The sequence below is a fragment of the Kitasatospora sp. NPDC101801 genome, assembly GCF_044766665.1.
In the GTDB taxonomy this organism is placed as follows: Bacteria; Actinomycetota; Actinomycetes; order Streptomycetales; family Streptomycetaceae; genus Kitasatospora.
Genome location: NZ_JBIWML010000017.1, coordinates 91558 through 113821 on the forward strand (window position 1 = coordinate 91558; position 22264 = coordinate 113821).

The 22264-nt window shown below is 72.2% G+C and carries 19 protein-coding genes; 11 read left to right on the forward strand and 8 right to left on the reverse strand.

Annotated features, from left to right (window positions below):
- Window positions 1-29 precede the first annotated feature (29 nt).
- The gene (locus ACIRPK_RS20250) at window positions 30-1373 is read right to left on the reverse strand and encodes a UDP-glucose dehydrogenase family protein (protein ID WP_403040623.1); all 1344 of its coding nucleotides are present in this window, start codon (window positions 1371-1373) and stop codon (window positions 30-32) included.
- Between the two features lie 154 nt (window positions 1374-1527).
- Here ACIRPK_RS20250 and ACIRPK_RS20255 point away from each other — a divergent pair, with 154 nt between their 5' ends.
- Together ACIRPK_RS20255 and ACIRPK_RS20260 are read left to right on the forward strand one after the other, a co-directional pair.
- Complete coding sequence (locus ACIRPK_RS20255; RefSeq protein ID WP_403040624.1) at window positions 1528-2655, forward strand: LCP family protein; 1128 nt, start codon at window positions 1528-1530, stop codon at window positions 2653-2655.
- A gap of 101 nt (window positions 2656-2756) precedes the next feature.
- On the forward strand, window positions 2757-3920 hold the full coding sequence (locus tag ACIRPK_RS20260) for an acyl-CoA dehydrogenase family protein (protein ID WP_403040625.1): 1164 nt from the start codon (window positions 2757-2759) through the stop codon (window positions 3918-3920).
- A 2-nt stretch (window positions 3921-3922) separates the two neighbouring features.
- On the opposite strand, the gene ACIRPK_RS20265 is transcribed toward ACIRPK_RS20260, so the two are convergent.
- Window positions 3923-4396 (reverse strand): serine O-acetyltransferase, encoded by a 474-nt coding sequence (locus ACIRPK_RS20265; RefSeq protein WP_403040626.1) that lies wholly within the window; start codon window positions 4394-4396, stop codon window positions 3923-3925.
- Window positions 4397-4546: 150 nt separating this feature from the next.
- On the opposite strand from ACIRPK_RS20265, the gene ACIRPK_RS20270 reads away from it, so the two are divergent.
- Window positions 4547-5143, forward strand: coding sequence for a hypothetical protein (locus ACIRPK_RS20270; protein ID WP_403040627.1), 597 nt, complete (start codon window positions 4547-4549; stop codon window positions 5141-5143).
- A 2-nt stretch (window positions 5144-5145) separates the two neighbouring features.
- On the opposite strand, the gene ACIRPK_RS20275 is transcribed toward ACIRPK_RS20270, so the two are convergent.
- Both ACIRPK_RS20275 and ACIRPK_RS20280 read right to left on the reverse strand, forming a co-directional pair.
- The gene (locus tag ACIRPK_RS20275; RefSeq protein ID WP_403040628.1) at window positions 5146-6210 is read right to left on the reverse strand and encodes an LCP family protein; all 1065 of its coding nucleotides are present in this window, start codon (window positions 6208-6210) and stop codon (window positions 5146-5148) included.
- Window positions 6211-6314: 104 nt separating this feature from the next.
- Window positions 6315-7646, reverse strand: a complete 1332-nt coding sequence (locus ACIRPK_RS20280; RefSeq protein ID WP_403040629.1) for an LCP family protein — start codon at window positions 7644-7646, stop codon at window positions 6315-6317.
- 322 nt (window positions 7647-7968) lie between these two features.
- Here ACIRPK_RS20280 and ssuE point away from each other — a divergent pair, with 322 nt between their 5' ends.
- The 3 genes from ssuE (at window position 7969) to ACIRPK_RS20295 (ending at window position 12171) form a co-directional block, all read left to right on the forward strand.
- The gene (ssuE, locus tag ACIRPK_RS20285; protein WP_403040630.1) at window positions 7969-8523 is read left to right on the forward strand and encodes an NADPH-dependent FMN reductase; all 555 of its coding nucleotides are present in this window, start codon (window positions 7969-7971) and stop codon (window positions 8521-8523) included.
- A 271-nt stretch (window positions 8524-8794) separates the two neighbouring features.
- Complete coding sequence (locus ACIRPK_RS20290; protein WP_403040631.1) at window positions 8795-9583, forward strand: ABC transporter ATP-binding protein; 789 nt, start codon at window positions 8795-8797, stop codon at window positions 9581-9583.
- 17 nt (window positions 9584-9600) lie between these two features.
- Window positions 9601-12171: an ABC transporter permease gene (locus tag ACIRPK_RS20295; RefSeq protein ID WP_403040632.1), complete on the forward strand. Its 2571-nt coding sequence runs from the start codon at window positions 9601-9603 to the stop codon at window positions 12169-12171.
- A 74-nt stretch (window positions 12172-12245) separates the two neighbouring features.
- On the opposite strand, the gene ACIRPK_RS20300 is transcribed toward ACIRPK_RS20295, so the two are convergent.
- The 3 genes from ACIRPK_RS20300 to ACIRPK_RS20310 form a co-directional block, all read right to left on the reverse strand.
- Window positions 12246-12809: an EF-hand domain-containing protein gene (locus ACIRPK_RS20300; RefSeq protein ID WP_403040633.1), complete on the reverse strand. Its 564-nt coding sequence runs from the start codon at window positions 12807-12809 to the stop codon at window positions 12246-12248.
- A gap of 136 nt (window positions 12810-12945) precedes the next feature.
- Window positions 12946-13641: an alpha/beta fold hydrolase gene (locus ACIRPK_RS20305; RefSeq protein ID WP_403040634.1), complete on the reverse strand. Its 696-nt coding sequence runs from the start codon at window positions 13639-13641 to the stop codon at window positions 12946-12948.
- 189 nt (window positions 13642-13830) lie between these two features.
- Complete coding sequence (locus ACIRPK_RS20310; RefSeq protein ID WP_403040635.1) at window positions 13831-15294, reverse strand: LCP family protein; 1464 nt, start codon at window positions 15292-15294, stop codon at window positions 13831-13833.
- Between the two features lie 153 nt (window positions 15295-15447).
- Between ACIRPK_RS20310 and ACIRPK_RS20315 the strand changes: the two genes are divergently transcribed.
- Both ACIRPK_RS20315 and ACIRPK_RS20320 read left to right on the forward strand, forming a co-directional pair.
- The gene (locus ACIRPK_RS20315; protein ID WP_403040636.1) at window positions 15448-16488 is read left to right on the forward strand and encodes a glycosyltransferase family 2 protein; all 1041 of its coding nucleotides are present in this window, start codon (window positions 15448-15450) and stop codon (window positions 16486-16488) included.
- Between the two features lie 37 nt (window positions 16489-16525).
- The gene (locus ACIRPK_RS20320; RefSeq protein WP_403040637.1) at window positions 16526-17128 is read left to right on the forward strand and encodes an acyltransferase; all 603 of its coding nucleotides are present in this window, start codon (window positions 16526-16528) and stop codon (window positions 17126-17128) included.
- A 16-nt stretch (window positions 17129-17144) separates the two neighbouring features.
- Here ACIRPK_RS20320 and ACIRPK_RS20325 read toward each other — a convergent pair whose 3' ends face one another.
- Window positions 17145-18191 (reverse strand): peptidoglycan recognition protein, encoded by a 1047-nt coding sequence (locus ACIRPK_RS20325; protein ID WP_403040638.1) that lies wholly within the window; start codon window positions 18189-18191, stop codon window positions 17145-17147.
- A 101-nt stretch (window positions 18192-18292) separates the two neighbouring features.
- Here ACIRPK_RS20325 and ACIRPK_RS20330 point away from each other — a divergent pair, with 101 nt between their 5' ends.
- From ACIRPK_RS20330 to ACIRPK_RS20340, 3 genes are all read left to right on the forward strand, one after another.
- A complete protein-coding gene (locus ACIRPK_RS20330; RefSeq protein WP_403040639.1) occupies window positions 18293-19084 on the forward strand; it encodes a TIGR03089 family protein in 792 nt (263 codons plus the stop codon).
- Window positions 19085-19119: 35 nt separating this feature from the next.
- Window positions 19120-20400, forward strand: coding sequence for an LCP family protein (locus tag ACIRPK_RS20335; protein WP_403040640.1), 1281 nt, complete (start codon window positions 19120-19122; stop codon window positions 20398-20400).
- 133 nt (window positions 20401-20533) lie between these two features.
- Window positions 20534-22213, forward strand: a complete 1680-nt coding sequence (locus ACIRPK_RS20340; protein WP_403040641.1) for an LCP family protein — start codon at window positions 20534-20536, stop codon at window positions 22211-22213.
- Window positions 22214-22264: the final 51 nt, after the last annotated feature.

A 22264-nucleotide genomic window follows, 5' to 3' on the forward strand; every position in this document is an offset into this window, starting at 1 on the left:
ACCCGCTGCAACTCCCCGCCGGACAGCGGCTATTCCACCGTCGGGCGGCCCATCGCGCGGTAGTGCCAGCCGGCCGCGCGCCACTTGGCGTCGTCCAGGACGTTCCGGCCGTCCAGTATCCGGCGCTCGGCGACCACGGTGCCGAGGACGGCCGGGTCGAGCTCGCGGAACTCCTGCCACTCGGTCAGGTGCAGGACGACGTGGGCACCCTCGGCCGCCTCCAGGGCGGAGCCGGCGTAGGTGAGGCCGGGGAACATCTTCCGGGCGTTGTCCATCGCCTTGGGGTCGTAGACCGAGACCTGGGCGCCCTGGAGCTGGATCTGCGCGGCGACGTTGAGCGCGGGGGAGTCCCGGATGTCGTCCGAGTTCGGCTTGAACGCGGCGCCGAGCACGGCGACCCGGCGGCCGAGGAAGCCGCCGCCGCACTGTTCGCGGGCCAGCTCGACCATCCGGGAGCGGCGGCGCATGTTGATCGAGTCGACCTCGCGCAGGAAGGTCAGCGCCTGGTCGGCGCCCAACTCCCCGGCGCGTGCCATGAAGGCCCGGATGTCCTTGGGCAGGCAGCCGCCGCCGAAGCCGACCCCGGCGTTCAGGAACTTGCCGCCGATCCGCTCGTCGAAGGAGAGCGCCTTGCTGAGCTGGACCACGTCCGCGCCCGCGCTCTCGCAGACCTCGGCCATCGCGTTGATGAAGGAGATCTTGGTGGCCAGGAAGGAGTTGGCCGCGGCCTTCACCAACTCGGCGGTGGGGAAGTCGGTGACCACGAACGGGACGCCCTCGGCGACCGGCGTCGCGTACACCTCGCGGAGCAGCGCCTCGGCCCGCTCGCTGCGGACGCCGACCACCAGCCGGTCGGGGTGCAGGGTGTCGCCGACGGCGAAGCCCTCGCGGAGGAACTCCGGGTTCCAGGCCAGCTCGGCGGCCTCGCCGACCGGGGCCAGCTCGGCCAGCCTGACGGCCAGTCGGTTGGCGCTGCCGACCGGCACGGTGGACTTGCCGACCACCAGGGTGGGGCGGGTGAGGTGCGGGGCGAGCGAGTCCAGCGCGGCGTCCACGTAGGACATGTCGGCGGCGAACTCACCCTTCTTCTGCGGGGTGTTGGTGCAGATGAAGTGCACGTCGCCGAACTCGGCCACCTCCTCGTAGGAGGTGGTGAAGCGCAGCCGGCCGGAGGAACCGGGGTGCCCGGGCACGTGCTTGACCAGCAGCTCGGCCAGACCGGGCTCGTACATCGGGATCTTCCCGGCGGCCAGGGTGGCGATCTTCTCCGGGTCGATGTCCAGGCCGAGCACCTCGAAACCGAGCTCCGCCATGCAGGCGGCATGCGTCGCGCCGAGGTATCCGGTGCCGATCACCGTGATGCGGAGGGTCACGCTCTTCCCCTTTGGTTCGGTCTGCTCGGGTCGGGCAGTGACCGATGCTATCCGGCGTGGGCCCCAGCGCGTAGCCGTCCGCCGAGAGGTAACGACTTCACCTCCTCGTACCGGTTCCGGCCCGGTGCGTGCCGTCCGACCGGACAATGCCCGCATGAGCACCGAGGACGGGGCGGACCCCACCGGACTGAGCATCTTCGCCGACCGGTCCGAGCAGACCGCGCAGGCCGACGGCACCGAGGCCCCGGAGGCCCCGCCCGGGCCCCGGCGGCGCGGCCGCCGGCTGCTGCCGGCCGTGCTGCTGACGGTGCTGCTGATCACCGGCGGCTGCGCGGGGGCGGTGTACTGGACGGCCGACCACTACGCCTCCTCGGTGGCCCGGATCCCGGGGGCGCTGCCGAGCCTCGCCGAGTCCGAGCGACCCAAGCCGGTGCCCAACGCCGGGGTGACCTTCCTGCTGGTCGGCCTGGACGCCAGGACCGACGCGGGTGCGCCCGCCAAGGCCCCGGTCTGGCAGGCGGGGGCGGCCCGCAGCGACACCATGATGCTGCTGCACCTGTCGGCGGACCGGAAGAACGCCTCGGTGATCTCGCTGGCCCGGGACACCTGGGTGGACGTGCCGGGCCACGGCAAGGCCAAGCTGAACGCGGCGTACTCGCTGGGCGGCCCCGCGCTGATGGTGCGCACCATCCAGGACCTCACGGGCATCCCGGTCGACCACCTGGCGGTGGTGGACTGGAACGGCTTCCGGTCGCTCACCGACGCGGTCGGCGGGGTGGACATCACCATCCCCAAGGAGATCGAGGGCAAGGGCGAGGCCAGGCACTGGGCGGCCGGCACCCAGCACATGGACGGCACGACCGCGCTGCTCTACGTGCGGGAGCGGTACGGGCTGCCCAACGGCGACCTGGACCGGACGAAGCGTCAGCAGAACTTCCTGCGCGCCCTGATGCAGCAGACCCTCAGCTCGGGCACCCTGGGCAACCCCGGCAAGCTGACCGGCCTGCTCGGCTCGGTCGGCGAGGTGGTCAGCGTGGACGACAAGCTGAGCAACACCGACCTGTACGACCTGGCCTGGAGCCTGCGCGGGCTGCGCGGCGACGGGGTGCGCTTCATGAACGCGCCGTTCGGCGGCTTCGGCGACGAGGGCGGCCAGTCGGTGGTCTACCTCGACCAGCGGGTGGCCAAGCAGCTCTGGGAGGCGGTCCGCAACGACCGGGTGACCGAGTACCTGGCCGAGCACCCCGGCACCGGCGACACGCTGGGGGAGAACGTCCGCTGAGCCGTGTCACGCAGGTCACGTCCGGGGTAGGCAGGGCGCGAGCCTAGAATTAGTCTTACTTAACGGTAACTAACGTGGTCCGAATTCAAGGGGCGAGGCACATGGCGGGCAACTCCGGGGCGGATTTCGACCTTTTCCGGGTTTCCGAGGAGCACGAGATGCTCCGGGAGGCGGTGCGGTCGTTGGCGGAGGCGAAGATCGCTCCGTTTGCGGCGGAGGTGGACGAGCAGGGCCGGTTCCCGCAGGAGGCGTTGGACGCGTTGCAGGCCAGTGAGCTGCATGCGGTGCACGTGCCGGAGGAGTTCGGTGGTGCGGGGGCGGACGCGTTGGCGACCGTGATCGTGATCGAGGAGATCGCGCGGGTGTGTGCGTCCTCGTCGCTGATCCCGGCGGTGAACAAGCTGGGTTCGCTGCCGGTGCAGCTGTCGGGTTCGCAGGAGTTGAAGGCGAAGTACCTGGGTGCGCTGGCGCGGGGCGAGGGGATGTTCTCGTACTGCCTGTCGGAGCCGGACGCGGGTTCGGACGCGGCGGGGATGAAGACCCGGGCGGTGCGGGACGGGGACTTCTGGGTGCTCAACGGTGTGAAGCGGTGGATCACCAACGCGGGGGTGTCGGAGTTCTACACGGTGCTCGCCGTGACCGATCCGGAGCTGCGGTCCAAGGGCATCTCGGCGTTCGTGGTGGAGAAGGGCGACGCGGGCGTCTCGTTCGGTGCGCCGGAGAAGAAGCTCGGCATCAAGGGCTCGCCGACCCGGGAGGTCTACTTCGACAACGTGCGGATCCCCGCCGACCGGATGATCGGGGCGGAGGGCACGGGGTTCGCGACCGCGATGAGGACGCTGGACCACACCCGGGTCACCATCGCCGCGCAGGCGGTGGGCATCGCGCAGGGCGCGCTGGACTACGCCAAGGGGTACGTGCGGGAGCGCAAGCAGTTCGGGAAGCCGATCGGTGACTTCCAGGGTGTGCAGTTCATGCTCGCGGACATGGCGATGAAGCTGGAGGCGGCGCGTCAGCTGACGTACGCGGCGGCCGCCAGGTCGCAGCGGGTGGACGCGGACCTGACGTTCTTCGGCGCGGCCGCCAAGTGCTTCGCCTCGGACGCCGCGATGGAGATCACGGTCGACGCGGTGCAGCTGCTGGGCGGTTACGGCTACACCCGTGACTACCCGCTGGAGCGGATGATGCGCGACGCCAAGATCACCCAGATCTACGAAGGCACCAACCAGATCCAGCGCATCGTGATGTCCCGCAACCTCCCGTAGCGTCAGCTGCCGTACCGGACCCCGTCGGTGTGACCGGCGGGGTCCTCGCGCATGCCGATCCGGCGGGCCGGGACGCCGGCCCAGATCTCGTTCGGCCCGGTGGAGCCGGTGAGCACGGCGTTGGCGCCGACGACGGTGCCTGCGCCGACGGTGAGGACGCCGCTCCGGCAGACGATCTTGGCGCCCGCGCCGACCAGGACGCCGTCCTCCAGGACGATCCGGCGCATCGCGCTGCGCTGCTGCGGCACCCAGGGGTCGGCCCGGCCGATGGTGACGCCGTTGTAAAGCGTGACGTCCGCGCCCAGGGTGGTGTACGGGTGCAGCACGGTGCCGAAGCCGCGGTGGAAGACCCGCAGGCCGGGGCCGATCTCGACGGCGGCGGGCACCTCCATCCCGTACAGCGCGAGGGCCTCCTGCACCAGGCGCCCGAACAGGCGGCTGCGGCGGCGGTAGATCAGAGCGGTCACCAGCGACATGGAGCACATTGTGACGGCTCCGGCACCGAGGGTGTCCCAGCCGCGCGCGAATGTCCTGGTGCTGTCACAGGCGGGGAAGGGTGGTAACCGGGGCGGCCGGTCGCCCCGTGTGGAGGGTGACCTTGCCTTTCGTACCGGGGGAATCCAGCCATGAACGCTCACCGCCTGTCCGTCGCCGCCGCCGTCCTCGCCACCGCGGTCCTGGCCCTGACCGCCTGCGGGCCCAAGGACGCCGCACCCGCGACCGGGCCCGGCCTGACCGCCACGGCCGGCGCCACGCCGACCGGCGCGCCCGCTGCCACGCCCACCACCAAGCCGTCCGCTCCGGCGGCGACGCCGTCGAAAGGCGCGACCAAGGCGGGTGCCGCTCCGGCAGCGGACTGCACGGCCAACGCGGCCCAGATCGGCCGGGTGATCGAGGCCGCCGAGGTCGGCTACGCCACCCACGTCTGGATGAAGGCCAAGGAGACCAAGTTCGTCTGTGGTCCGAACGTCCCGGGGGAGAGCTACTTCACCCCGACCGGGGCGGTGAAGGTGTTCGAGTTCAGCAACGACGTCAAGACCTACCTCCTCGCCGACCTGCAGGAGAAGCTGCTCCCGCTGAACGACTTCATGGCCCGGGCGGAGACCTGCCTCACCAACGCGACCTCGGTGCAGCGGCCGTACGGCTGCTACGGCAACCAGTTCTCCGTCACGCTGGACCCGGCCGGCAAGATCAGCGCGATCCACCAGCTCTACCGCCCCTGAGCTCAGGACGGTGCGGGCACCGGCCGGTCGTTCTGGATCTGCTCGAACAGCTGCTTCGAGGCGGTCGGCGCCCAGAGGATCGAGGACCCCGCCGGGGTCTGGTGGTTCTGGTCGGCGATCGGCACCGTGACGGTCCGTCCGCCGGAGCCCGACACCTTGTCCAGCTGCCACCCGAACCGGGTCAGCGTCCAGAGCGAGCTGCCCCGGTCCACCGTCAGGGCGCCCAGCGCGGCGCTCAGGAACGGGTACAGCACGAACGGGTCGAGCAGGGTGGACGTGCTCAGCACCTCCCCGGCCAGCGCCTGCAGGAAGGCCTGCTGGTTGCCGATCCGGCTCAGGTCGGAGTCGGGCAGCGAGTAGCGGGTGCGGACCAGGGCGAGCGCCTGGGTGCCGTTCAGGTCCCGGCAGCCGGCCGGCAGGTCCGCACCCGACTTCGCGTCCACCACCGGCCGGTCCAGGCACATCCGGACGCCGCCGAGCGAGTCCACGACGTCCACGATGCCGGTGAAGCCGACCTCGACGTAGTGGTCGATCCGGATGCCGGTGTTCTGCTCCACGGTCTGCACCAGCAGCTGCGGGCCGCCCTGGGCGAAGGCCGCGTTGATCTTGTTCTTGCCGTGCCCGGGGATCGGCAGGTAGCTGTCGCGCGGGATGCTCATCAGCACCGGGCCGTTGTCGCCCTCGTGCAGCACCATGATGGTGTCGGTGTTGATCCCCGACTCGCCGCCGACGTGCAGGTCCCGCTCCTGCTGCTCGGTCAGCCCGGCCCGGCTGTCCGAGCCGACCAGCAGCCAGTTGGTGCCGGGGCCGTTCCCCGGGCGGCCGGACCAGTCGGTGATCGCGTCCACGTGCCGGATCTTCCGGTCGGCCCAGAGGTAGCTGCCGACCGCGCCGCCGACCAGGGCCAGCACCAGCACCGCGACCGTCCAGCGGACGATGCGCCAACGGTTCCGGCGCCGCCGTGGCGGCCCGGCGGCCGGGCCCCCGCGCGGGTTCAGCGAGGGTGGCAGCGGCGGTTCGGAGCCGTACGCCCCCGGGGTGCCGCCGGACCGGCCAGTGCTGCTCATGCTTCCAGGGTGGGCTAGCGGCGCCCGGACGGCCGCCCTGTGGGGGCCGTCCGGGTGAGGCGGGCTGACCGCGCGTCAGATCTGACGCGGGCTCAGGGCGCCGGTCACTTCACGTCGGGCACCGCGCTGTCGCTCCTGAAGGCGTCGAAGACCTGCTTGGCCTTGGTGGTGTCCCACTTCACCGCGGACTCGCCGGTGGGCGTACGGAAGTCGGGGTTGGCGATCGGCACGGTCATCGACCTGCCCTCGCCGCCGGAGACCGAGCGCATCGCCAGGAAGAGCGAGCCGAGGTCACCGAGACCGGCGTCGTCGTCCACGATCAGGGTGCCCAGGCCCGAGCTGACCATCGGGTAGAAGGTGAACGGGTTCAGCAGGGTGCCCGGCGAGGCGGCCTGGTTGGCCAGCGCGGAGAGGAACTTCTGCTGGTTGCGCATCCGGCCCAGGTCCTGGTCGGCCATCTGGTGCCGCTGCCGGACGAAGGCCAGCGACTCCTTGCCGCTCAGCGACTGGCAGCCCGCCTTGAGGTTGAGCCCCGAGTCCTTGTCGGCGATCGCCTTGTCGACGCACATCTCCACGCCGCCGACCGAGTCCACGATCCCGACGAAGCCGGCGAAGCCGATCTCGGCGTAGTGGTCGATCCGGATGCCGGTGTTGTGTTCGACGGTCTGCACCAGCAGCTTGCCGCCGCCGGTGTTGAAGGCCGCGTTGATCTTCGTGGTGGTGGCCGGGACGGTCTTGCCGCTCCCGTTGGTGTTGGGGTGCGCCGGGATCTGCACCCAGGAGTCGCGCGGGATGCTCATCAGGGTGTTCCCGTTGTCCCCGATGTGCAGCAGCATCATCGAGTCGCTGCGCTTGCCCACGGCGGAGCCGGTGTGCAGCGCGTCCTCGTCGGCGTCGGTCAGCCCGGCCCGGCTGTCCGAGCCGACGATCAGCCAGTTGGTGCCCTTGCCTGCCGGGGGTCTGCCGTCGTAGGAGACCAGCACGTTCTCGTGGTTGAGCTGGGAGTCGGCCCAGAAGTAGGTGCCGACGGCGGCCACCATCAGCGCGGCCAAGGTGCCGTAGACGCCGTACTTGATCTTCCGGCGGCGCGGCCAGCGCGCGTTCGCCGGACGCGGCGCGGTGGGCGGCTGCCCCGGTCCTGGCGGTATCGGGGCACCCGGGGTGCGCGGCGCGGCACCCGGACCGCGCGGGTCGAGCTCGGGCGGCAGACCCGGGCGGGCCTGCACCGGTACGGGCTGCGCGACCGGGACCGCGGGCGCCGCCTGCGGCGGTGCGGCCGGACGGCGCGGCGCCGGGGCGCCCGGGCCGCGCGGGTTCAGCCCGGGCGGCAGCGGGGGCTCGTCCCGGTACGGGTTCGGCCCGCCCTCGGAGCCGTAGGACCCGAAGGCCCCGCCGCCACTGCCGCCCCCCGGGCGGTCCTCCTGCCACGTGTTCATGGGGGGAAGGATGCCCGAAACCGCGGCCGCGCACCGCAGTCGGGGCTGCCACCAGGGCCCTTGTAACACAGTTGATGCACGTCCCGGACGGGTCGGCCGTATGTTCACAGGGCGGAACGAACCTTGACCCGTTCGAACGCAGCGTGGTCCCATGACGTCCATGGAGCAGCAACGGATCCTCACGCGGCGGCGGCACGTCGACCTGTTGCGCGTGTCCTGCTCCCTCTGTAGTGGCTGACCGCTCGCCACCTCCGCTCCCGCCCTTCCTCCGCGCAGCGTCGCGCGTCGAGCCCTGCCCGCTTCCACCTTCCTGGGGTGCCTCATGGCCACCGTCCTGTCCGTTTCCGGCTCGCCCTCCGCCACCTCCCGCACCACCCGCCTGCTCCGCCACGTCGACGCCCGGCTGACCGCGCAGGGCCACCGGGTGATCCCGCTGGAGGCGCGCGCCCTCCCTCCGGCCGCGCTGCTCTCCGCCGACCTGGGCGACCCCCAACTGGCCCGCGCCATCGAGCTGTTCGCCGAGGCTGACGGCGTGGTGATCGGCACCCCGGTCTACAAGGCCGCGTACTCGGGGCTGCTGAAGGCCCTGCTGGACGTGCTGCCGCAGTACGCGCTCGCCGGGAAGGCGGTGCTGCCGCTGGCCACCGGCGGCTCGACCGCGCACGTGCTCGCGGTGGACTACGCGCTGCGGCCGGTGCTCACCTCGATGTGGGCCGGGCACGTCACCCAGGGCTGGTTCGTGCTGGACCGCCACATCGGCACCCGGGAGGACGGCTCGACGCTGATCGAGCGGGAGACCGAGGCCCTGCTCACGCCGGTGGTGGACGCCTTCGCGACCGCCCTGGTCCGGCAGGGCGAGCCGGTGCTGACCGGCTGACCCGGCGGCCGATCCCTGAGGCGGGCGGCGGGAACCCCTAGGGGGAGGGGGCCCGCAGCCCGTACATCGCTCGTTGGTCGGCTTCCTCCCGGCGGATGACGATCCGTTCGGGCGGCGCTCCTACCGTGGTTCTTACCTCGCCACTCCACTCAGCACCACCTGGAGGGTGGGGGCAGCCCCAGGATCAAGACGGCAGACCGCACCATGTCCCCGGACGGGTGCGCTGCGGAAGTCTGGGGCCGACGGGTGGACCACCAACGAGGAGACTCCAGTGACGACGGCAGCCAGCGCCGTGCAGGACCAGCAGCTTTCCGGCGGCCCCGAGGCCCCGGCCGCGGCCGCGCGGCAGGTGACCAAGGCGTACGGCGCCGGGGAGACCCGGGTCACCGCCCTCGACGCGGTGGACGTGGACATCCACCGCGGCCGGTTCACCGCGATCATGGGCCCCTCGGGCTCGGGCAAGTCCACCCTGATGCACTGCCTGGCCGGGCTCGACACGGTCTCGGAGGGCCGGATCTGGATCGGTGACACCGAGATCACCGGCCTGAATGACCGTCATCTCACCAGACTGCGCCGGGACAAGATCGGCTTCATCTTCCAGTCCTTCAACCTGCTCCCCACGCTGAACGCGCTGGAGAACATCACGCTCCCGATGGACATCGCCGGCCGCAAGCCCGACGCCGCCTGGCTGGACACCGTGGTCTCCACCGTCGGCCTGGCCGACCGCCTGAAGCACCGCCCGACCCAGCTCTCCGGCGGCCAGCAGCAGCGCGTCGCGGTGGCCCGGGCGCTGGCCGCCCGCCCCGAGATCATCTTCGGCGACGAGCCCACCGGCAACCTCGACTCCCGCTCCGGCGCCGAGGTGCTCACCTTCCTCCGCCGCTCGGTGGACGAGCTGGGCCAGACCATCGTGATGGTCACCCACGACCCGGTCGCCGCCTCCTACGCCGACCGCGTGCTCTTCCTGGCGGACGGCCGCCTGGTGGACGAGATGCACGCCCCGACCGCCGACTCCGTCCTCGAGCGCATGCGTCGCTTCGACGGCAAGCGCACCAGCTGAGACGGGGTCAGAAACCGATGCTGCTCAAGACGTCACTACGGAGCTTCTTCGCCCACAAGGGTCGGATGGCGCTCTCGCTCATCGCTGTGGTCCTCTCGGTCGCGTTCGTCTCCGGCACCCTGGTGTTCTCCAACACCGCGACCTCCACCTTCGACAAGCTGTTCGCCACCACCGCCTCGGACATCTCGGTCCGGCAGGCCGTCCCCGAGGCCGACGACCAGCCGGACGGCGAGGGCCGGGGCAAGCCCCGGACCGTCCCGGTGGACACCGAGCAGAAGATCGCCGCCCTGCCGGGGGTGAAGTCCGCGCGCGGTGAGGTCTCGGTCCAGAACGCGGTGCTGACCAACCCGCTCACCAACAAGGCGGTCGGCCCGACCAGCGGTGCCCCGACGATCACCGGCTCCTGGCACGACAACCAGAACATGCTGAAGATCACCTCGGGCAGGGCGCCCGCCGGTGGCGACCAGATCGTGCTGGACGCCGACACGGCCAAGAAGGCCGGCCTGGGGATCGACGGCAAGCTGCGGGTGATCACCGCGGTCGGCGACCGGGTCTTCACCATCTCCGGCATCGCCACCTTCCAGACCACCAACCCCGGTGCGGCGCTGGCCTTCCTGGACCTGCCGACCGCGCAGTCGTACCTGCTCGGCAGGACCGCGCTCAGCACGGTCGAGGTGACGGGCGACGGCTCGAAGAGCCACGAGGCGCTGAAGGCCGCCGCGCTGGCCGCGCTCGGCGACGGGTACACGGTGCTCACCGCCGAGGAGCAGAAGGCCGAGGGCAAGGCCGACATGGCCTTCCTCGACTACATGAAGTACGCGATGCTCGGTTTCGCCGGGATCTCGCTGCTGGTCGGCGGCTTCCTGATCATCAACACCTTCTCGATGCTGGTCGCGCAGCGCACCCGGGAGATCGGGCTGATGCGGGCCATCGGCAGCAGCCGCAGCCAGGTCAACCGCTCGGTGCTGATCGAGGCGCTGTTCCTCGGGGTGCTCGGCTCCACCCTCGGCCTGCTGGCCGGCATCGGCCTGGCCGTCGGCCTGATCCAGCTGATGAAGGCGACCGGGATGAACCTGTCCTCCGCCGACCTGCAGATCGGCGCGAGTGTGCCGATCGCCTCCTACGCGGTGGGCGTGGTGATCACCGTGCTGGCCGCCTGGATCCCGGCCCGCCGGGCGTCGCGGATCTCGCCGATGGCCGCCCTGCGGGACCACGGCACGCCCAGCGAGGCCAAGGCCAACCGGATCCGGGCCGCGATCGGGCTGGTGCTCGCGGGCGGCGGCACGGCACTGCTGTTCGCGGCGGCCGGTGCGAGCTCGGCCGGTACCGGTGGCCAACTCCTCGGTGGCGGCGTCTTCCTGACCCTGGTCGGCCTGGTGGTGATCGGTCCGCTGCTCTCCACCTGGATGGTCGGCGTGCTGGGCGCGGTGCTGCCCGCGCTGTTCGGCCCGTCCGGCAAGCTGGCGCAGCGCAACGCCACCCGCAACCCGCGCCGTACGGGCGCCACCGCCGCGGCACTGATGATCGGCCTGGCGCTGGTCACCGGGGCCTCGGTGGTCACCTCCTCGATGGTCACCTCGGCCAACGACCAGATCGACCAGTCGGTGGGCGCCGACTACGTGGTCGCCTCCAGGACGAACGCGGACCTCACCCCGGCGATGGTGACGGCGGCCCAGGGCACCCAGGGCCTCAAGCACCTGACGCTGCAGAAGTCGCTCCCGGTGGTGCTCGTCACCTCGGACGGCAAGCGCACCAAGGAGGACCTGGCGGCCGCGTCGAAGACCTTCGTGGAGGACTTCAAGATGCCGGCGGAGTCGGGTTCCGGGGAGGCGGCCTTCGCGCTCGGCGGTGTGGCGGTCGGCAGCGGGTTCGCCAAGGAGCACGGTCTGCGGACCGGCGACCGGATCACGGCCGACTACGGCCAGGGCCACACCCAGGAGCTCACGGTCGGCCTGGTCATCAAGGCCGGCAGCGACATGTTCAACGGGACCTTCGCCAACCTCGACACGGTCGCCAAGGCCGTCCCGGCGGCGGATCTGCCGGCCGACAAGGCGATGTTCGCCAAGCTCGCCGACGGCGCCGACCCGGCGAAGACGCTGGCCGCGCTGGAGGACTCCCTCAAGCAGTACCCGCAGCTGACGGTCACCGACAAGGCGGGCTACAAGGAGATCATCCAGAGCCAGGTCAACACCCTGCTCTACATGGTCTACGGCCTGCTCGGTCTGGCGATCGTGGTCGCCGTCCTGGGCGTGGTCAACACCCTCGCCCTCTCGGTGGTCGAGCGCACCAGGGAGATCGGCCTGCTCCGGGCGATCGGGCTGTCCCGCCGTCAGCTCCGCCGGATGATCCGGCTGGAGTCCGTGGTGATCGCCCTGTTCGGCGCCCTGCTCGGCACCGGCCTCGGCCTCGCCTGGGGCGTCACCTCCCAGCAGGTGCTCTCCGGCAACGGCATCAGCCTGCTGACCGTCCCGGTCACCACCATCGTGGTGATCCTGTTCGCCTCGGCCGTGGTCGGCCTGCTGGCCGCCCTGCTCCCGGCCTTCCGGGCCGGCCGGATGAACGTCCTGGCGGCCATCGCCACGGACTGACACCCGGTCGGGCAGTACGCGACGGAGGGGTCGCCCACGGGGGTGCGGCCCCTCCGTCGCCTACTGACGTGCGCTCAGTCCAGGGCGTCGCCGAACAGGTGGTTGCCCACCTGGTCCGGGTCGGTGCTGGTGTAGAACCCCCGGAACGCCGACAGCACCTCCGCCTCGGAGAGCACCCCGTTCCGGTCGGTGTCCAGCTTCTCGAAGGCGAACCGCGCCGCCGCCTCGGAGGAGCCGAACGCCCGCTGGAAGTCCCAGAACTCGGCCGCCGAGATCACCCCGTCGCCGTTCCGGTCCATCAGCGCGAACACCGCCAGCGCCATCGGCCGCAGCACGTCGTCGAACGCCCCGGGTGCCTCCGCGAGCAGCCGCATCCCGGCCCGGTACTCGTGCCGCTGGATCTTCCGGTCCCGGTTGGTGTCCAGGTCCGCCACCAGCGCCCGCCACCACGCCTGAGCCGCCGTCAGCATCGCCACCGCCTTCGGCGAGTCGAAGTCCTCCCCCGAGGCGGCGATCGTCCGGGCCGCGAGTCCGAGCACGTCCGAGGCGTCCACCAGCCCGTTCCGGTCCAGGTCGACCTGTCCGAAGCACAGGTCGATCTTCCGGTCGAGGGCATCGGGGCTGGCTGCGATGGTCATACCGTGTTCCTTCGTCCTGGTCCGTCCGAGCGGTGGCGAGCCTAGGGAGCCCGGGCCACCGACGGCAACAGCCGCCGCACCGGATGCACCAGTCCGCAGCTGATCGGAAGAGCTGCGGATCGCGGTCGGCCGGCCCTCAGTGCGCTTCCGGCAGTCCGAGGAACCTGCCGACCTCCGCGGTGAACGTGGCCGGCTCGGTGCGGTGGATCAGATGTCCGGCGGGGATGGTGACGACCCGTCCGCCCGGGATCCGGCGGGCCAGCTCGGCGACGCCCTCCTGGGACAGGTGGCTGCGCGGGCCACCCGCCAGCACCAGGGTCTCGGCGGTGATCCCGCCGAGGCGCTCCAGCCAGGCCGGGTCAGGGGTGTCGAGCTGCCTCCTGACCGCGAGCACCATCTCCCAGTCGAAGCCCAGCCGCCCCGCCGGCCTGGCCGAAACGGTCGGCCGGCGGGGGTACGGAGCCGGCACGTCCTCCAGCACCAGCCGGTCCACCCGCCCCGGACTCTCCTCGGCGAGCAGGTAGGCCACCACTCCGCCCATCGAGTGCCCCACCACGTCGACCCGGTCGGCACCCACGGCGTCCAGGAAGCCGAGCACGTCGTCCCGCATGAGCTCCAGGGAGTACTCCCCGGGCCAGTCGCTCCGGCCGTGACCGCGCAGGTCGAGCGCGTACACCCGCCGCTCGGTGGCGAGGACCGGTGCCACCACCTCCCAGTCGGTGGCGTCCGTGCCCAGGGCGTGCAACAGGAGAACCGGCGGAGCGTCCGACGGGCCCGAGACCTGGAAAGCCAGCCGGATCCCACCCACCTCGATCAAGCGCTGATCAGCCATGCCCGGACGATACGTGGCCCGGCACCACCACCGAGGCGAGGTTCGCCGACGGAGGAACCGCGCGGACACCCGGGCACGCGTCGATCCGCCGGGCGGACGTCGACTTCGGCGAGACCGTTCACATTCCCGCGCCGTTCGACTTCGAGCTGGTCACCACCGGGCTGCTGCCGTATTGATGCCGCCCCGGTCTCACGGACAGCTGATCTCGGTACCGGTGCTGGCGGTGACCGCCGGGGTCTCGGCGGGGGACGGGGCGGCGGTGGGCGAGGGCGGCGGCGGGGTGGCCACGCCGACCACGCCGGTGTAGTCGGTGCCCGCGACGACCTGCATGGTGGCGCCGAGGCCGGGGGTGGCGACCAGTTCGGCGCTCGGGAGGGCGGCGGCCACGGTCTTGACCGACTCGTCCCAGCGCGGGTCGTACCGGACCGTGGTGCGGGTGGTGGAGCCGCCGCCCGCGTTGGAGGGGGCGCCGGTGGTGGCGAAGCCGGCCTTGTGGAGGTCACCGTCCACCCGGGCGCCGAGCCCGACCACGCCCGCACCGTTGAGCACCTGGATGTGGATCTGCCCGGGCGGGACGGTGACCTGGACCGGTGCGGCCGGGGGAGTGGCCGCCACCGGCCGGTCGGTCAGCGGACGGCCCTCCCGGACCGCGGCGAACAGCGCCTTGGCCCCTGCGGCGTCCCAGCGCACCGTCGAACCCCAGCCCTCGACCTGGAAGTTGACGTCCCCGACCGGGACGGTGGTGAAGTCCGCCCGGGCGGGGGAGAGGTCCTTGAGCCGCCCGGCCAGCCGGACCAGGTCCTCGGTGGAGAGGTCCCGGTCGGCCTTGACGGACTTCAGCACGGCGTCGGTCACCCGGCTCAGCTTCACCGGGTTCAGCAGGGTGTCGCTGCCGGTGGCCTGGTGCAGCAGCTGCGCCAGGAACTTCTGCTGACGCTGCATCCGCCCGAGGTCCGAGCTGCCGTCCAGGTGCCTGGCCCGGACGTACTTGAGCGCCCCGGCGCCGTCCAGCCGGGTGGTCCCGGCGGGCAGGTCGAGACCGGAGTACTCGTCCTTCAGCGGGCGGGAGCTGCACACCTCGACGCCGCCCAGCGCGTCCACGGTGGAGACGAAGGAGAGGAAGTTGACCTGGAGGTAGTGGTCGATCCGCAGGCCGGTGTTCTGCTCCACGGTGCGGACGGTGAGCGGGGCGCCGCCCATCCCGTAGGCCGCGTTGATCTTGCCGTGGCCGTCCGGCACCTCCCGGCCGGTGGCGAGGTCCCGGTGAGCCGGGATGGTGACGTAGGAGTCGCGCGGGATGCTCACCACGCTGGCCCGGCCGCCGTCCTCGGCGAGCTGGACGATCATCATGGTGTCGGTGCAGTGGCAGGACTCGCCGCCCGCGTGCAGCACGTTCTTGAGGGTGTCGGCGGGGATGCCCTCGCGGTCGTCGGTGCCGACCACCAGGAAGGTGGTGACCCCGTCGTCGGCGGGCCGCTCCTTGCTCCGGTCGAAGGCGTCCACCCGCCCGATCGCGTCCCCGACGCCGTTCAGCAGCGCCCGGCCCCCGCAGGCGGTGACCAGCACGGCGAGCGAGACCGCGCCCGCCAGCCAGCGACCCCAGCGGCGGCGTGGGGTGCGTTCCCGGGCGGGGTGCGGGTCGGTGGACGGCATCTCTCGGATGGTAGGCGGGTGCCCCGGTGGCCGGGCGGGGGCGCGCCGACCGGGTACGCCGGACGCCGGGACGGTCGATGAAACGTTCCTGCGGACCTCGCTCAGCAGACCGAACCTGACAAGGCCGGGCGGCCGCCGGTACGGTGGGCCCCGATGAACACCAAGGCTGCTGAGGAGCTGCCGGCGGTCTCCGTGATCATGCCGGTGCTCGACGAGGAACGTCATCTGCGCGCCGCCGTGCGGCACATCCTGGAACAGGAGTACGCGGGCGAGCTGGAGGTGGTGATCGCCCTCGGCCCCTCCACCGACCGGACCGACGCGATCGCCGCCGAGCTGGTCGCCGAGGACCCCCGGGTGCGGACGGTGGCCAACCCGACCGGCCGCACCCCCGCCGGACTGAACGCGGCCATCCGGGGCTCGCGTCACCCGATCGTGGTGCGGGTGGACGGGCACGGGCTGCTCACTCCCGGGTACGTCTCCACCGCCGTCCGGCTGCTCAGGGAGATGGACGCGGCCAACGTCGGCGGCATCATGCACGCCGAGGGCGAGACCGAGTGGGAGCAGGCGGTCGCCGCCGCGATGACCTCGAAGATCGGTGTCGGCAACGCGGCCTTCCACACCGGCGGCCTGGCCGGCCCGGCCGAGACGGTCTACCTCGGTGTCTTCCGCCGCGAGGTGCTGGAGCGGCTCGGCGGCTACAACGAGGAGTTCATCCGGGCCCAGGACTGGGAGCTGAACTACCGGATCCGCCAGGAGGGCGGTCTGATCTGGTTCACCCCCCAGCTCAGGGTGACCTACCGGCCCCGGCCGAGCGTCCGGGCGCTGGCCAAGCAGTACAAGGACTACGGCCGCTGGCGCCGGGTGGTCACCCGGTACCACAAGGGCTCGGTCAACCTGCGCTACCTGGCGCCGCCGGCCGCCCTGCTCGGGGTGCTGACCGGCTTGGTGCTCGGCGCGGCCCTGCACCCGGTGTGCTTCGTGCTGCCGGCCGGGTACCTGCTGGCGATCGCGGGCGGTTCGGTGCTGGAGGGCCGGGGCCTGGCCCCCAAGGCCCGGCTCCAGCTCCCGCTGGCCCTCGCCACCATGCACCTGAGCTGGGGCTTCGGCTTCCTCACCTCCCCGCGCAAGCTGGCCCGCCGGGTGATCGCCAGCACCGCGCCCGAACCGATGACGCCGGTCACCGAGGCCAACTAGCCCACCACGTGGTCCCCGTGGCGCTATCTTCGGCGCCATGGGGAACTCCGTGCGGGTGGAACAGAGCGCCGACGTCGACGAGCGGGCGGTGATCGGGCCCGGCAGCACGGTCTGGCACCTGGCCCAGGTCCGCGAGGACGCCGTGATCGGGGCGGACTGCATCATCGGGCGCGGCGCGTACGTCGGCCCCGGGGTCCGGATCGGCGACCGGGTCAAGCTGCAGAACCACGCCCTGGTGTACGAGCCCGCCGTCCTGGAGGACGGCGTCTTCGTCGGCCCGGCGGCCGTCCTCACCAACGACCTCTACCCCCGCTCGGTCGACCCCGACGGCCGGCTCAAGCGCGGCGACGACTGGCACGCCAAGGGGGTGACGCTCCGTCAGGGCTGTTCGATCGGCGGCCGCGCGGTGCTGGTCGCGGGCGTCACGGTGGGCCGCTGGGCGCTGGTCGCGGCGGGCGCCGTGGTGCACCGGGACGTCCCCGACTTCGCCCTGGTGGCCGGCGTCCCGGCCCGCCGGATCAAATGGGTCGGCCGCGCGGGCGAACCCCTCACCGACGAGGGCAACGGCCGCTGGCGCTGCCCCCGCACCGGCGAGGGCTACCTGGAGATCAACGGCACCCTGCGCGAGGCCCGGCCGTAGCGGCCGTCGACCGGCCCTAGCGCCCCTGCAGGTGCGCCGACCAGGAGCGGATGGCCGGGAGGCGCTGGTAGAGGGCGTTGCCCGGGCACTCGGTGTTGAAGGCGTCGCGGTGGCCGGAGACGGTGCGGAAGGTGGCGCTGGTGCCCTTCTTGAACTTGCTGCCGTCCGAGGCCGAGGTCAGGGTGACCGAGCCGTCGGCGTCCCGGCCGGTCAGGCCGAGCTTCCAGGCGGCCACCTTGGCGATCCCGTCGACCTGGGCCTGCGGTGCGGTGTCGGAGCTGTAGCGGCCGAGCGCGGCCACCCCGGCGGTGTCGGTGTTGAAGCCCAGCGTGTGGGCGCCCAGCACGGGTTCGGCCACCCCGCCGGCCCGGCCCTCGTAGACCGTGCCGCAGCGGTCCACCAGGAAGTTGTAGCCGATGTCCCGCCAGCCGCTGCTCTTCACGTGGTACTGGTAGATCGCCCGGATCACCTTCGGCGCGTCCGAGCAGGCGTAGTCGTTGGCGGTGTCGGTGTGGTGCACGAACACCGCCCGGACCGGCCCGGTGTAGCCGAAGCCGGGCTCGCGCAGGCTCTCGTCGGCGCCCCAGCCCGATCGGGTGACGATGCCCGGGCGCGGTCCCTCGTGGGCCGTCGCGGGCAGCGACCGGGCGGAGCTCCGTCCCGGGTCGACCAGTTCGGCCCGCAGCCCGCGCGGCGGAGTGCCGGTGAACCGGACCGCGACCCCGTCACTGGGCCCGACCCAGAGCGGTGCGGTGGCACCCCGGCCGGCCCGTTCGGCGCCCCCGGGATCGGGCCGGTCGTCCGCCTCGACCTCCAGCAGGTGCCAGTCGCCCCACACCCCGCCGACCGGGCGGACCCTCACCTGGACGGAGCCCTCGAACACCGTGCCCGGGTCGTCCCAGCTCACCCCGACGAGTGAGAACGGGGCGGTGTCCCGTTCGGCCGGGCCGCGCTGACCGGCCGTCAGCGGGAAGGTGCGGACCCCGCCGTCCGAGGGCTGGGCGAAGGCGGGTTGCGGGAGCAGCAGCAGGGAGCCGACGGCGGCGAGCAGGGAGAGGCGCATAGAAGGGATATTGCGCGCAAAACGGACCTGACGCCACGCCAGTTCGTCCGGTCGCCCTCCCCTCCCCGGGCGCCGCCCGAGGTCGTAGGCTGGACCGCACCATGACTGCGCCCTTCGCTGCCGACGCCCGCACTCCCGCCGAGCTGCTGCACGCATATCTGCGCGCGGGAGCCCCCGACGCCGATCCGTCCCGTCCCCTGGTCACGTTCTACGACGACGCGACCGGCGAGCGGGTGGAACTCTCCGCCAAGACCTTCGACAACTGGGTGGCCAAGACCGCCAACCTGCTCCAGGACGAGCTGAACGCCGGGCCCGAGACCCGGGCCGCGCTGCTCCTGCCGGCCCACTGGCAGAGCGCCGTCTGGCTGCTCGCCTGCTGGTCGGTCGGGGTGACGGCGGTGCCGGGCGGCAGCCCGGCCGACGCCGATCTGGTGATCAGCGGCCCGGACGGCCTGGACACCGCCAAGGACTGTTCCGGTGAGCGGGTGGCGCTGGCGCTCCGCCCGCTCGGCGGCCGGTTCCCGGAGCGGCCCGACGGCTTCCTGGACTACGCCGCCGAGGTGCCCGGCCAGGGCGACCGGTTCGCCCCGTACTCGCCGGTGGACCCGCAGGCCCCCGCGCTGGAGACGCTGGTGGACGGCCTGCCGCTGAAGCTGACGGGGGAGCAGACCGTGGCGCTGGCCCGGGAGGGCGCGGTCCGGCTCGGCCTGGAGCCGGGCAGCCGGGTGCTCAGCACCTTCGGGTACGACGACTGGACCGGCCTGGAGGCCGGGCTGCTCGCCCCGCTGGCCGCCGGTGCCTCGGTGGTGCTCTGCCGGAACTCCGGTGAGCTGACCGAGGAGCAGTGGACGAAGCGGATCGAATCCGAACGGGTGACTCTGCGCCTGGGCTGACCCCGGCCGGGCGGCCAGGGGTAGGCATCCCCGTCATGGCCGAGGACGATGACGACCGCGAACGCCCCCCGACCTCACGAGGCGGGGGGCGCCGCCGGTTCCTGCTGATCACCGCCGCCGTGCTGGCCTTCTTCCTGGTGGCGGGCGGAGTCCTGGCCTGGATCGGCTACCGGAAGCTGGACGGCAACCTGGAGACCGACGCCACCACCGGCCGGCTGCTGGAGCACGACGCCTCCGAACGGCCCGACCGGGGCCCGTTGCAGGCCGAGAACATCCTGCTGATCGGCAGCGACGACCGCAGCGGGGCCAACGCCGCGTACGGCTACGCGGGCGGGCGGCGCTCGGACACCACGATCCTGCTGCACCTCGCGGCCGACCGGCAGCACGCGACGGCGGTGAGCATCCCCCGGGACGCGATGGTCCGGGTGCCGGCCTGCGAACTCCCGGACGGGACGCGGACCCAGGCCCGCTTCATGCAGTTCAACTGGGCCTTCGAGACGGGCGGCCCGGCCTGCACGATCCGGACCGTGGAGCAGCTCAGCGGCATCCGGGTGGACCACCACCTGATCCTCGACTTCACCGGCTTCAAGAAGATGGTGGACGCGGTCGGCGGGGTGGAGGTCTGCGTCCCCCGGGCGATCCACGACAGGAACGCCCAACTGGACCTGCCGCCCGGCCGGCAGACCCTCGGCGGCGAGCAGGCGCTCGGCTACGTCCGGGTCCGGGAGACCCTGGGCGACGGCAGCGACACCCAGCGGATGGGGCGTCAGCAGCAGTTCCTCGCCTCGCTGATCCGCAAGGTGCAGTCGCAGGGGGTGCTGCTCAACCCGACCAGGCTGTGGCCGCTGCTGGACGCGGCCACCTCGGCGGTCACCGCCGACGAGGGACTGAGCCGGGTCGGCGCGCTCTACGACCTGGCCCAGGACCTGCGCTCGATGCCGACCGAGAACGTGGTCTTCCTGACCACCCCGCGCCGTCCGTACCCGGGGAACTGGGACCGGGACCAGCTGGTCCAGCCGCAGACCGACCAGCTGTTCGCCGCCATCCGGGTCGACCTGCCGGTCACCGTCCAGCCGTACCAGGTCACGCCCTCGCCCTCGCCGTCACCCTCCGGTGCGGCCTACGCTTCGGCCGCCGTCTTCGCGGGTCCGTTCGCCCCGGCGTACCCGCCCGGGCCGAGCGCCGACCCGGCGGAGGACGCCACCACGGAGTCGCCGTTCCCCGATGCCCCGTCAGCCTCGATGCCCCCGCTGCCCACCACCAGCCCCACCCTGGAAGGCCGGACCGCCGACCAGGACTCCTGCGTGATGCACTGACCCCGGACGGCCGAAATGTGGAGGTTCGGTGCAGGCGAGTCGCGAACTTTGCCCGTTTTTAAGGCGGTTGCCCGCCATGATGCCGGTCACACTCCGGCCGAATCCGGGCGGAAGCTCGTCTAGGGTGTCCGGGATGAACAGCGGACACCGGCACAGGGCGGATCTCGCGGATCAGAACCCGCCAGAGGTCGATCCGGCCGATCAGTGGGTGCTCGACCCGGCCACGGGCGAGTTCCGGCTGGACCTGGACGCGGTGCCCGCGCAGGTGCCACGCCCCCGGGAGGCCGAGCGGCCCCGCCGGGCGGCCGAACCGCCGACCGGCGGCCGGGCCGACCGGCGCCGCACGCAGGGCGCGGGCCGTCCTCCCGGTGCGAAGCCGCGCGGCCGCCGACGGGCCCTCAAGTGGACCGCCGGGGCGGCCGCCCTGCTGCTGGTGGCCGGCTGCGGCGGTGCCTACTACGCGTACCAGCACTTCAACGGGAACCTCTCCTCGGTCGAGGTCAAGGTCGGCTCCGAGGCCGAGCGGCCGAAGGCGGCCACCGGGGCGTTGAACATCCTGGTGATCGGCACCGACAGCCGGCAGGGCCTGGGGCGCGCGTACGGCGACGAGGGCAGCGAGGGCCACGCCGACACCACCCTGCTGTTCCACATCTCCAAGGACCGCACCAACGCGACGGTGCTGAGCATCCCGCGCGACCTGATGGTGCCGATCCCGGAGTGCGAGACCGCGGCCGGCAAGAAGATCCCGGGCGAGAGCCGGGCGATGTTCAACACCAGCCTGGGGCAGAACGGCCGGGACCCGGGCTGCACCTGGAAGACCGTCGAGAAGATGACGGACATTCACATCGACCACTTCGTGATGGTGGACTTCGAGGCGGTCAAGACCCTCTCCACCGCCGTCGGCGGGGTGGAGGTGTGCGCGGCCAAGGACATCAACGACAAGGACTCGCACCTGAAGATGTCCAAGGGCAAGCACGTGGTGCAGGGCGAGGAGGCGCTCGCCTTCGTCCGCACCCGGCACGCCGTGGGCCTCGGCGGCGACCTGACCCGGATCCCGCTCCAGCAGCAGTTCATCAGCTCGATGATCCGCAAGATCAAGAGCAGCGACACCCTGACCAGCCCGACCAAGCTGTGGAACCTCGCGGACGCCGCCACCAAGGCGCTCACCGTGGACTCCGCGATCAAGAGCGTGGACAAGCTCAAGGACCTGGCCCTCGACCTCGCCAACGTGAACACCCAGAACATCACCTTCACCACGGTGCCGGTGCTGGACGACCCGAAGGACGAGAACCGGCTGGTCCTGAACGACAAGGACGCCGCCCAGCTGTTCGCGATGGTCGCGGCCGACCGCTCGCTCACCGAGGTGGCGGGCGCCCCCGCCGAGACGCCGGCCGCGCCGCCCGCGGCGACCCCGGCCCCCGCACCGACCGCGCCGCAGGTCGACGCGGCCACGGTCCGGGCGACGGTCCGGAACGGCACCGGGGCCGCCGGGCAGGCCGGCAAGGCCGTCGCCGCGCTGGCGGGCAAGGGCTTCACCGAGGCCGGCCCGGGCAAGGACGCGGCCGTGGTGGCCACCAGCTCGATCGGCTATCCGCGCGGCAAGGCCGACCAGGCGGCGGCGCTGGCGGTCGCGCTCGGGCTGCCGGTCGAGACCGCCAAGGAGAGCAGCACGCTCGGGGCGAAGGACTCGCTGCAGGTGGTGCTCGGCAAGGACTACACCGCGCTCGGCAAGCCGGCCGCCCCGGTGCCCACCGAGGCACCGAAGGACCTCCAGCGGGTGCAGGCCGACGACGTCAACGTGTGCGCCAAGTAACCGGTCGGTCGACGGTCCGTCAGCCATGCTCCGCGCGAGCGTTCTGATTCC